The sequence below is a fragment of the uncultured Mailhella sp. genome, from assembly GCF_905187505.1.
Taxonomy (GTDB): Bacteria; Desulfobacterota; Desulfovibrionia; order Desulfovibrionales; family Desulfovibrionaceae; genus Mailhella.
In genome coordinates, this window is the sequence record NZ_CAJJIC010000067.1 from 1 (window position 1) to 11,848 (window position 11,848).

The following is an 11,848-nucleotide window of genomic DNA, read 5'->3' on the forward strand; positions in this document are numbered from 1 at the left end:
ACTGCCCCACAACATCCCCATGACCGTGCTCGGTGCCGGCCTTCTGTGGTTCGGCTGGTTCGGCTTCAATGCCGGCAGCGCCCTTGCGGCCAACGGACTTGCGGCCAACGCCCTTGTGACCACGCATCTTTCCGCGGGCTGCGCCATCCTCGGCTGGCTTGCCGTCGAACGCTGGCATACCGGTCACTTCACCGTGCTCGGCGCGGCTTCCGGTGCCGTGGCCGGCCTTGTGGTCATCACCCCTGCGGCAGGTTTCGTGGAGCCCTGGGCGGCCATTGTCATGGGCCTTCTCGGCGGCGCGGTCTGCTATGGCGGCATTTTCCTCAAGAGACTTTTCAATTATGATGACGCTCTCGACGTGGTGGGCATTCACGGCGTGGGCGGTGTGCTCGGCGCGCTGCTTACGGGCGTGTTCGCCTGTGCCGAGGTCAACGGCGTGGACGGCCTTCTGTACGGCAATCCCCATCAGCTCTGGGTGCAGTTCGTGTCCGTCGTCGCCACCGTGGGCTTCTGCTTCCCGGTCAGCTTCGCGCTGCTCAAGCTTACCGACAAGCTTGTGGGACTGCGCGTGCCGCTGGAAAAGGAAGTGACGGGTCTCGACATTTCGGAGCATTCCGAATCCGGCTACCAGATATAATTACAGACTGACGAGGATACTGTCATGCAGAAGGAAGAGTCCCTTAAAAAGTTGCAGGTGATTCTGAGACTGGAAACCGTGGACCGCGTGAAGGAGGCCTTGAGCTCCATAGGCATAGGCGGCGCCACGCTCATGGAAGTGCGGGGCTTCGGCCGCCAGCGCGGACATACGGAAATTTACCGCTCGCAGAGGATGGAGGTGGATTTCCGCTCCAAGATGATGCTGGAAATCGTCATGGAAGAGGAAAAGGTCGATGCGGCCATAAAGATCATTCTGGAAAACGCCCGTACCGGTTCGGTGGGTGACGGAAAGATATTCATACTGCCCGTGGACAACGTCATTCGCATACGTACGGGAGAATGCGGCAAGGACGCCCTGTAGGACTCCTGCGGGACATCGGAAAAAGACGCGGCTGCGCCGGAGCGGGATCCGTTCCGGCGCACGTCGTTTTAATCGTTCCGTCGGCGCTCATGCCGCGGAGGGCGGAAACGTCTTCTGCGGAAGGGAGCGTCGTTGAAATGCGGAGCGTTCCCGGGCATGGCTTTTCGGGAGCGCTCCGTCTTGAGGAGGTGACGGACGAAAGTTCCGTCTTTTATCCGGCGCTTCTCCGGTCTCAGGGGAAGGAGACCGGAGAATTTTGCCTGGAAAGGGGGAAGATCGTTCCGAGCCTCTTGTCCGGTCAGAAGAGAACGGGACCGAGCAGCATGGTGACGATGGCCGTGGAGAGGTAGGCTCCGATGATGGCGATGGGCGCGGTCTTCCATATGACGGCGGTGTTGCTCCACTCGTTGCCGTGCAGCAGGGCTGCGCTGGCGCTTGCGGCGGGCGTGAGGAAGGCGAAGTGCACGCACATGACCACCATGATGAGCGGAATTTCAGGAGCCATGCCCGTGGCCTGGCTGAAGCTGTAGATCACGGGCATGAGCACCACGCCCACGGCGCCGTTGTTCATGACCTGGGTGAGCAGCATGGCACCGAAGCCGATGATGAGAGCGAAGGTCATGGGAGAGCTTTCGCCGAACAGCGGCATGATGAGGCCCATGAGAAAGTCGGTGATGCCGCTGTCGGGCGCGGCCATGCCTATGGTGAGAGGCTGCACGAAGGCGAGAAGAAGCACGATGCCCCAGGTCACGCCGGAGTCGACCATCACCTTGAAGTTGAGCAGGGGCTTTCCGTCCACGCGTATGCAGGCCATGATGGTCACAAGCAGGATGACGACGCCGGTGTTGTCTATGGCCTTGAGAAAGCGGGTGAGGAAGAAGTCGGCGGGCAGAAAGCTCGGGGCGAGCAGCAGAAGCACCAGCATGAACAGAAAGACGAGAATGGTCTTCTGCACGTTGTTGAGATTGAGCGCGCCTTCGCTGTCGAGGTCGTCGGCCTTGAGGTCGCGCAGCTTCGACATGTCCGGCCGGAACACGTACTTGCCCATGAGAATGAAGAACAGCGAGCAGAGCACGCAGATGAGGCAGGCGATGATCATGTATTTTGCGTAGTCGATGCCGCTTCCGGACATGGTCTCATAGGCGCTGAACACGGTGAGCGCGACCTGCTTGAAGGGAATCATGGACTGGCCTATCTGCGTGGCGAACACGATGCCGAACACCATCATGGTGGGGTAGCCGTCGCCGCGTTTGTAGCCGCACACTTCGCATACGCCGTAGAGAATGCTCCAGCCTATGAGAGCGGCGGGCGAGGCGCTGGTGAGTGCGCCGAGAATGAACATGGAGGCGAGGAAGGTGAAGGTGAACAGCCACGGACGGCCGCACACGCACTTTCTCGTGATGAACCACAGCGAGATGAACTTGGACAGGCCGTAGTAGTTGATGGTGGCGCAGAACACGAAGATGAAGAACATCATCTGCACGATGGGATGACCGAAGCTGTTGTTGAGCAGCTTGACGGGCGTCATGCCGCCGATGAGCATCATGGCCAGAAGACCGGCGAGGCTCGGCCAGACGATTTCGATGAATATCCAGCCGTACAGCACGCCGAGGAAGATGCCCACGAGGTTCATGCCCAGCGGGGTGAGCGGTTCAAGGGGAGGAAGCTGCCCTACGCCGAACATGATGATGAGGCAGACGACGGTGTGGATGTAGTAGGAGAGGGAGAGGGGGCGTTTTTTCGCTGATATGGCAGTGCTCATGCTTTTCCTCGAAAAAGATGGGATATTTTTCACGCGGGAGGGCAGGAGAGGGGCGCGACCGCCGGGGGACGGCCGCGCCGTGTCGTTCCGCTGCGGGCGGAACTAGCCTGCATGCCGGTGTTCAGGCCAGTTGAAGTTGTCCATGTAGTAGCGGTAGGGCTTGACCGGATATTCGTCGACGGGCACGGGCACGGTGTGCAGTTCACGCCGTCCGTCCACCTGCTTCTGCTCTATCCACTTGAGCCAGTGTGCATTGTCGCGTTCAGGATAGTCTTCGCGGAAGTGGCCTGCACGGGATTCCTTGCGGGTGAGCGCCGCGGTGAGGCTGAGATCCGTAAGGAGGATGGTGGACTGCGCTTCAAAAAGCTTGGCAAGCTCGTGCGCGTCGCGCGCACCCATGCGGGGAGCGAATTCCTCGCGCACTTCGGCCACGCGGTCGAGACCGCGGGTGAGTCCCTGACCGGTCTTCATGAGGGCGATGTCCGGGGCGCTCATGACGGTGCGCATGTCGTCAATGACGTCCTTGGGCGCGATGCCGTCCCGGCCGAGGTACTTGAGCAGGCCGTCCAGCTTTTCTTCCGCCAGCGCGTGATCGAAGGGAACGGCGTCGTGGCCCTGCACGAAGTGCGCGGCGGCCTCTCCGGCGGAGTAGCCCGTGGTGGCGGTGATGCAGGTGGCCCAGCCGCCCATGTACACGCCGGGATCGGGGTTGCGCGCAAGGCCTGCGGCGTAGAGACCCTTCACGGCCGTGGAGCCGTCGAGATCGGCCACGATGCCGCCGTAGGTGTGGCGCACCTGCGGCATCCACTGGAGCTTCTGGGCAAAGAAGTCTATGCCCATGGCGCGCAGCTTCTTGTCGTTGAGGCCCATCCATCCGGCGCGCGGACGCATGGTTTCCACGTCTTCGGGCTTCATCTGGCTGCAGTCGAACACGATGGGGCCGTTGCCTGCGCGCACCTCGCACACCATGCCGCGCGTGTTGTAGTGGGGATCGGCCTTGGCGCCGAACTTGGGCGAGTACTTGCGCATGAAGTCCTCTCCCTTGTTGTTGAGAAAGCGTGCGCCCTTGGGCAGAAGACCGGTCTGGCCTTCCCAGGCGAAGTCCACGGGCACGTTCCATACCTTCCAGAACTCGAAGTTGCGCATGGCGCAGCCCGCGTTCCAGGCGATGCTCACGCCTTCGCTTGCCGGGGTGTTCTGATGATAGGAGGGCTTCCAGCCGCCGGTGTTGGTGGCAAGCAGCACGGCGCGCGCCCTGATGAACACCGGAACGCCGCTCTGGGAGTGGAATCCCACGGTGCCGGTCACGCGCTCGCCGTCGGTGATGATGTCGGTGATGACGGTGCGGCCGAGGCGACGCACGCCGCGCTTTTCGCATTCCTGCTTGAGCAGGCGGGCCTTTTCAATGCCGCCCATGCCGTAGGGATGGTAATAGTAGTAGCGCATGTGATCGAGGGCGCGCTGCGGAATGAAGCACAGTTCCCCCTTGTCGTTGCGCACGAACTTGTGGCCCCAGTTTTCAAAGTCCATGAAGCGTTCATAGGACTGGGTGAGTATCTGCGCCAGAATGCGCTGGTCCGCAAGGCCGTCGTAGTAGTACACGAGATCGTCGAGCAAATCGTCGAGGTTCATGTCGGGCTGCTTCACGATCATGTCGCCGCCGGAAAGCCCGCCGAGTCCGCCCCAGTCGCGGGGGCCCTTGTCCACCACCAGCACGTCGTCAAGAAAGTCCTTGGCCCGCATGGCGGCCCACATGCCGCTGAAGCCGCAGCCTATGACGAGAAGGTCGGTCGTGTATTCGTATCCGCTGTTCTTTTTCATGATGTCCTCCGGGTTCAGCTCTTGGCGACTTCAATCTGGTCAAGGGTTCTGGCGAAGCGTTCTTTGAAGGGATGAACGAATATGGCGCCGGAGGGACAGTTGAGCTCGCAGTTGAAGCAGGTCATGCAGTCGTCGGTGTAGGTGATGCGGGACTTGCTGCCGCAGGTCATGCAGCGCAGCGCTTCGGCAAAGCACGCTTCCATGTCCAGAGGCTTTGAGCGTTCCGCAAAGGGATGTTCCGGATCCTCGGGCAGGAGGGTGCGCTCATGCCGGGGGTCGTGACGTATGCCTTCGCCGGGCAGTTTGTCGTCCGGCACGCAGGGACGTTTTCTGCCCCTCTCGCCGGTCATGTCCGCGCCTTTCAGCATGCGGTCGATGGAGGTGGCGCATTCTCTGCCGCCGGCAATGGCGGCAACCACGGAGGCGGGTCCCGTGGCCGCGTCCCCTGCGGCAAAGATGCCCCACTCGGAAGTGGCGAAGGTCACCTCTTCTGTGACGATGCGCCCGCGCTCCACCGTGACGTCATGAGAAAATCCATCCAGTTCGGACTTCTGGCCGATGGCAAAAATGACGTGGGAGGCGGCAAGATGCAGCGCGGAGGACGTGTCGAACTGCGGGTTGAAGCGCCCGGAGTCATCCTTCAGACTGGTGCAGGCATGAAGTTCCACGCCGGAAACGCGGCCGTCTTCCGTGAGAATGCGCGCCGGTCCGAAGCCGCAGTGGAATTCCACGCCCTCGTCCTCGGCGTCCTTCTGGTTGTGGGGATAGGCGGGCATGGCGTCGCGGGATTCAAGACAGGCCATGTGCACGCGGGAGGCGCCGAGGCGCTTTGCCGTTATGGCCGCGTCCACGGCCACGTCGCCGCCGCCGATGACCACCACGTCGCCGGAAATTTCGGGCTTTTCATCGCCGCGGCAGGCGCAGAGGAATTCGAGTCCCCAGTGCACGCCCCCGGCCTCAACGCCTTCGATGTCCACCTTTCTGGCCGCGCTCGCTCCCGGGGCGAGCATGATGGCCTTGAAGCCGCGCTTTTTCAGATCATCGATGCTGATGTCGGCGTCGTCCCCCACAAGCGTGTTGCAGCGAAACTCCACGCCCATCTTCTCCAGCCGTTCCACCTGCGAGGTGATGACCTCATCGGGCAGCCGGTAGGCGGGAATGCCGTAGCGCAGCATGCCGCCGGGGAAGGGCTTTGCCTCGAACACCGTGACGGGATAACCCATCCTTGCGAGGTACCAGGCGCAGGAGAGTCCGGCCGGTCCGGAGCCGACCACGGCGACCTTGGAGATGTGCCGCCGTGTGACTTTTTCCTGGGGAAGATCCATGATCCGGTTGCCGAGCACGTGTTCCACGGCGTTGATGTTGACGGCCTCATCGACCTTGGCGCGGGAGCACTTCGATTCGCAGGGATGGAAGCAGACGCGTCCCGTGATGCCGGGGAAGGGATTGTAGTTCAGAAAGTTTTCCGCGGCCTCGTCCAGACGACCCTGCTGGATGAGATAGTTGTTTCGGCGGATGTCCACGCCGGCGGGACAGGCCGCCATGCAGGGGGACATTTCCTCCTCCTGCGTGACGAGACGGAAGACGTCGAGCGGACAGGTTTTTGTGCAGGTGCCGCATCCGGTACAGGCTGCGGGATCGATGCTTTGAATCATGGAAGCTCCTTGGCAGATTGCAATGACGGAAAGAGAGAAACGCATTGAAATGGTTGCCTTGCATGCTGCAAGAAACATGCCATGCCTATAACTCGTTATTTTTTGTTGTCTTTTTATTTTTCCGCGTATGTTTTTCTGAAGAAAAATGTGCGTAAAAAAGACAGAATCGTTTCTTGATGTTCGTAAAAAACACAGATATATTTCCGAGGACATGACAAAACGTCGTCATAAACGGCAATAAGCTCAGGAGGGGCGCATGAAACAGGCGGCATGGACAAAAAGCGAGGCCGTGGCGGCATTTGTTCGGGAGCTTCTCGGCGCACACTTCCGCCGTGAGCTCCTGGAGAGTCTTTCGGGCTGCTCGTTGCAGAACTGGCCGCCTTCTGTCCGAAAGGAGACGAAGGAGGAGCCTGCCGCGCTTGACGATATTCTCCTGCGCCACGGTGACGCCGTGGCGGAACTGGAAGGGCTTTCCGGCGAGACGCCTCTGGAAGGCTTTCTGCTCCGCATGGCCCGCGGCGGGGAACTGGACGCTCTGGAAGCCTTCCTGAAGCTGGGCGAGGAGCGCATTCAGGCGCTTGCCGCGGATGACGTGCGCGCCATGCTCATGTTCGTTTTGGAAAGAATGCGTCGTCTCTGTCCGGCACGTCCGCAGGAGGTGAAGCGCTTTCTGGCGCTGTGCCGCGAGCTTCACCTGTTCATCGTCTGTTCGGGCGTCTTCATTCCGGATCTTCCGCAGTTCTTTTTTCAGGTTCGGGACAGGGCCCTCGAGCTCGGGGACGAGGGGGAAACGGCGCTGGTCGATCTGCTCATAGGTTCGCTCAACGTGTGCAACATTCCCGAGCACAACAGTCCTCGTCTTCATGCCTTCATGACCCGCGGCAAGAAGGTGTTCGACACGTTGAAGGACCCCGTTCTTGTGGAAAAGGCCGTGCCGTATCTGGGCATTTTTGCCTTTCTGGAAGGGGACTACGAGCAGGCCATGAGCTTTTTTTCCAGGGCCAGTCGTCAGATGCGCATTCAGCGGCGCCGCTACTTTGAAATGTTCTACGCCCGACACTGGAGCTTTGCGGCCGCCAACCGGGGGGATTTCGATCTTGCGGCCAGACTTCTGCTTACCAGACTGCGTCAGGCGGATGTGAGCAGCGATTCCTCGCTTTCGCGCAATCTTCGCAGTCAGCTTGCCTTCGTATACCTGCGCATGGGAAAGAGCGAACAGGCGCTTGAACAGCTCGACATGGCGCTTACCGGCATGACGAGAAAAACGGACGTGGCCAGTTCGGTGACCACGCTGCGGCACCTGGCCTTCTACCATATGTTTTCGGGCAATCTTACGGCGGCGTACAAGGTGCTTCGTCCGGCCCTCGCCAGGGCCGAGGCCGAGGGATATCAGCGGCCCGTGTATCTCAACGGCATTTTTCTGGAGCTGCTCGCCCTGTTGCATGAACAGGGAATGCCGCCGCTTCCCTGCTATTGCTTTGAGGATGAGCTTGCCCGCTGTCTTGACGGACCGAACAGGCTTCTTTGCGGCGTGGCCCTTCGCGTGCAGGGCCGCATGCTTGAACGGGACGGAAACAGATCGGAAGCCGTACGTTTCTATCGCAGGAGCATTGCCGCGCTGGACGCCGCCCACAACGTGATGGGCGCGGATCAGTCCCGTCTTTTTCTGGCCTCTCTGCTGCTGGAAGAAAACAGGGCGGAAGCGGAACTTCTCGTGCACGAGGCGTGGCGTTCCTATCCGTATCTTAAGGCTTTGTGGCCGGAAAGGCTGCTTCGACTCGTGCCTTCCTGCGCGGTCGTGCCGGAGGAGGGAAACTTTTCCGCACGTTCGCTGGTGGAGGAGTTTAGGGACACGTTCGCCCCCCGGAGATCCGGCCTTTCGTTTGAGGAATTCGCCCGCATTCTGCTTACGGAATCGGGCAGACTGCTCGGTGCGTCGGAAGGGTGGCTCTATCATCGCTCCCAGCCTTCCGCACCGCTCAGACTCATGGAGCGCACGGCAGAAGCGGACGGAAATTTCCCCGTGCCTGCGTCCATGGAGGAAATAGCGGAGCTGGTGGCGGAAGGAGAACCCGTCATGCTGGACAGTCTGGCCGTGCGGGGCGAGAGTCGCGGAATGTTCGTGGGCCTGCCGCTCGACTGCCGTCCGTACGGCATGTACGTGCTCTGTCTTGCGGGAAGCGTTCCCGAGAGACTGCGGGTGCTTCTGGATGAAACGCTTCTGCGGGACATAAGCCGTGTGCTTACCTGGCCGTGCATGCTGACGCTGGAAATGGACCGCAAAAGACAGAATGCCGTCTCTTCCGGCGAAGACATGAGGGAAATGATATGCGTTTCCCCGAGGATGCAGAATTTTCTTGCGGACGTGGACAACGCGGCCGGCACGGATGCGGCGGTCCTGCTCAACGGAGAGTCCGGCGTGGGCAAGGAAATGCTGGCAAGGCGCATTCATGAGCGCAGCGGCAGAAGCGGCCGGCTTGTCACCATCAACATGGCCAGTCTGCAGGACGAGCTTTTTGAAAGCGAATTTTTCGGCCATGAGAAGGGCGCCTTCACCGGCGCCATGAACAGCAAGATAGGTCTGGTGGAACTGGCCGAAAACGGGACGCTTTTTCTTGATGAAATCACGGAGGCGAGTCCCAGGGTGCAGGCCAAGCTGCTCCGCGTTCTGCAGGAGAGGAATTTTCTGCGCGTGGGGGGGACCCGTCCCATAAGCATCAACTTCCGGCTCGTGGCTGCTTCGAACCGGAATCTGGGAGAGGCCGTGCGCAAGGGACTGTTCCGCGCGGATCTTTACTACCGCATTGCCGTCATCTGTCTGAAGATCCCGCCCCTTCGCGAGCGCCGCGAGGACATTCTTCCGCTGGCGAGGTATTATCTGCGCCATTTTGCCCATCGACATGGGCGCGAGGTCGTGCGGGACTTTTCGGAAGCCTGCCGTCGACGGCTGGAACAGTGGTCGTGGCCCGGAAACATCCGCGAGCTGCGCAATGTCGTCGAACAGTCCGTCATTCTCAGCGGCGGCCGGACGCTGAGCTTCCAGGAAGAGTTTGAGGAACGGACATCCCGCTCCGGGCAGGGCGTCGCCCCCGTGCCTCTTTCATCGGAACGCCCTCCGCAGGAGCCTCTTTCGCTGGAAGAGGCGGAGAAACGATGCCTTGTCGCTGCGCTCAGGAAGACCAACTGGCGCATAGACGGCGCGCACGGAGCGCTGTCCATCCTGAAGATCAGTCGCTCGGCGCTTTATGCCAAGATGCGGCGGTACGGCATTTCCCGGGAGAGCGACGGGGCGGAATGAGCAAAGAAATTGCCGTGACGGGCAGTACAGATATGTTTCGACATCGCCGCCGTCCCCCGGCGGAAGGCGGGATTTTTTGCGTTTTGTCTGCAGTTGCGGCACGCAGAGACCGGATTTTTCAAAAAAGGGCTGCTCCCGGGACATTTTTCGGCACATTGTGAAGGCGGAGTCGGCGAAAATTATGGTTGAGCATGACGGCCGCGTCATGTACTCTTCATGAGAACGTCATGAAAGTGTTTGTTTTCATATGATTTGGAGCGGAAACGCTTTTTTGCTCATCAGGAGAAATGCATGAAAACTCTGCAATGCGATGTTGTGGTCGCAGGCGGCGGCCCTGCCGGAACGTTTGCGGCCGTCAAGGCGGCGGAAAACGGAGCCGACGTCATTCTTCTCGACAAGGGATATGTCGGAAAGAGCGGCTGCGGCACCTTCGGCGCCGGTTCGTTCAAGGCCTACCTCAAGGAAGAGGACTCTCTTGACCTGTGGTACGGCAAGGCCGTGGAGGAAGGCTTCTTCATCAACGATCAGGACTGGCTCAAAAAGCACTTCGACACCATAGGCGACAGGGTGAAGGAGCTCGAGAGCTGGGGCGTGGTGTTCGAGAAGAACGAGGACGGCACCTACAACCGCATTGAAGGGCAGGGCTCTTCGGACAAGCGCCCCATCAAGACGCTCATGTTCCACGGCCCGCAGTTCATGGAAGTCATGCGCAGGGTCTGTAAGGACAAGGGCGTGCACATCGTGGACCGCGTCATGGTGGACGCGCTGCTTCATGAGAAGGGCAATCCGAAGGTCATCCGCGGCGTGGTGGGCTTCCACGGGGTGACGGGCGAGATGTACGTGGTCAAGGCGAAGGCCGTGGTGCTCACCACCGGCGCCCAGGCCTACAAGTCCCATTACGCCGACCTGCACATGGAAACGGGCGACGCGCACATCATGGGCCTTGAGGCCGGTGCGGCGCTTGCCAACTACGAATTCAACTGCCATCAGCTCACGCACGGCAATTTCGCCACGCACGGCATGAACGTGTCGCAGGGCCTCGGCGCCAAGTTCGTGAACGCCCTCGGCGAGGACTTTACCGCCAAGTACGACCCGGAATACGCCTCTCACGGCAATCTGTGGCGCATCTCCGCCTCCATGGCTCTTGAGGTGCATTTCGGCCGCGGCCCTCTGTATTTCGACTACTCTTCCTACACGCCCAAGGACTGGGAGCTTTTTGAGCGCACCCTGCCGCTCATGTATCGTTCCTACGAGCAGGCGGGCTACGTGGACAAGGACCGCAGGGTCATCAAGGGAAAGCTCAGCTGGGTGTCCGCGCTCATAGGCAACGTGGGCTTCGGCGGCGGTCTGTATATCGATCTTGACGGTCGTACCACGCTGGAAGGTCTGTATGCCGCGGGCGACGCCGCCTACGGGCCGACCTCGGGCGTGGAAGGCTTCTGCGCCTACGCCATGCCCGCCGCCTCCACCACCGGCGCCGCCGTGGGCGAGGCCAGCGCAAAATATGCCCGCACCGTGGGTGACGTGGAACTCGACGAGAAGGAGATCGACGAGGTGGTGAAGAAGCTCTCCGAGCCGCTCAACCATCCGCAGGGCGTGGATCCTTCGCACGTGGTTCTCGCCGTGCAGGAAGCGCTGTTCCCCTACGACGTGTATATTCTGCGCACGGAAGAAAAGATGCTTGCCGCCCTGAAGCGCATTCAGGAGATCAAGAAATACGACGTTCCGCGCCTGCGCGCTCTCGATGCGCACGGTCTGCGCTTCGCGCTCGAGGCCAGAAACATGGTTCTGAGCGCGGAAGTCATGCTTACCGCCGCCCTGTACCGCAAGGAAAGCCGCGGCTCCCATCTGCGCCTCGACTACCCTGAAATCGATAACGAAAACTGGCTGAAGTGGATTCTCGTGGAACAGAAGGACGGAGACCTTGCGCTCCGCACGAAGGATATTCCCATCGACCGTTATCCGCTCCGTCCCGAGCACAAGCGCGAACTGCATGCCTCCATTGCCGCAGCCAGAAAACTTGGGGAGAACATATAATGGGCATCCGTCATATAGATTACGACAAGTGCATCCGCTGCGGCCGCTGCATCACCTACTGCCCGCAGGACGTGCTGCGTCCCGATGAGGAGAAGCGTCCCGTCATCACCTATCTTCAGGACTGTCAGTCCTGCTTTTTGTGCGAAAAGTATTGTCCGGCAGGAGCCATAGCCGTTTCCGCCGACAGAGAACGGCGTCCCATTCTGCCGTGGAAGACCTGCCGCGGCAGGGCCGTCCCCCCGGGACGGCCCGAAACC

Annotated in this window: 8 protein-coding genes; 5 read left to right on the forward strand and 3 right to left on the reverse strand. The window is 60.6% G+C overall.

Annotated elements, in window-relative coordinates; translation table 11 throughout:
• Positions 1–637: ammonium transporter (locus tag QZZ60_RS07290; protein WP_367119409.1), on the forward strand; the 637-nt coding region annotated here is incomplete at its 5' end.
• 24 nt (positions 638–661) lie between these two features.
• On the forward strand, positions 662–1,018 hold the full coding sequence (locus QZZ60_RS07295; protein ID WP_294448055.1) for a P-II family nitrogen regulator: 357 nt from the start codon (positions 662–664) through the stop codon (positions 1,016–1,018).
• A gap of 298 nt (positions 1,019–1,316) precedes the next feature.
• On the opposite strand, the gene QZZ60_RS07300 is transcribed toward QZZ60_RS07295, so the two are convergent.
• From QZZ60_RS07300 to QZZ60_RS07310, 3 genes are all read right to left on the reverse strand, one after another.
• The gene (locus tag QZZ60_RS07300) at positions 1,317–2,780 is read right to left on the reverse strand and encodes an SLC13 family permease (RefSeq protein WP_295639933.1); all 1,464 of its coding nucleotides are present in this window, start codon (positions 2,778–2,780) and stop codon (positions 1,317–1,319) included.
• Between the two features lie 102 nt (positions 2,781–2,882).
• The gene (locus tag QZZ60_RS07305; RefSeq protein ID WP_295639935.1) at positions 2,883–4,601 is read right to left on the reverse strand and encodes an FAD-binding protein; all 1,719 of its coding nucleotides are present in this window, start codon (positions 4,599–4,601) and stop codon (positions 2,883–2,885) included.
• A gap of 14 nt (positions 4,602–4,615) precedes the next feature.
• On the reverse strand, positions 4,616–6,256 hold the full coding sequence (locus QZZ60_RS07310; RefSeq protein WP_295639938.1) for an FAD-dependent oxidoreductase: 1,641 nt from the start codon (positions 6,254–6,256) through the stop codon (positions 4,616–4,618).
• 256 nt (positions 6,257–6,512) lie between these two features.
• Here QZZ60_RS07310 and QZZ60_RS07315 point away from each other — a divergent pair, with 256 nt between their 5' ends.
• From QZZ60_RS07315 to QZZ60_RS07325, 3 genes are all read left to right on the forward strand, one after another.
• Positions 6,513–9,554, forward strand: a complete 3,042-nt coding sequence (locus QZZ60_RS07315; protein WP_295639941.1) for a sigma 54-interacting transcriptional regulator — start codon at positions 6,513–6,515, stop codon at positions 9,552–9,554.
• Positions 9,555–9,845: 291 nt separating this feature from the next.
• Complete coding sequence (locus QZZ60_RS07320; protein WP_295639944.1) at positions 9,846–11,591, forward strand: FAD-binding protein; 1,746 nt, start codon at positions 9,846–9,848, stop codon at positions 11,589–11,591.
• A partial coding sequence (locus QZZ60_RS07325) for a ferredoxin family protein (protein ID WP_295639947.1) occupies positions 11,591–11,848 on the forward strand: 258 nt, incomplete at its 3' end. The genes QZZ60_RS07320 and QZZ60_RS07325, both read left to right, overlap by 1 nt.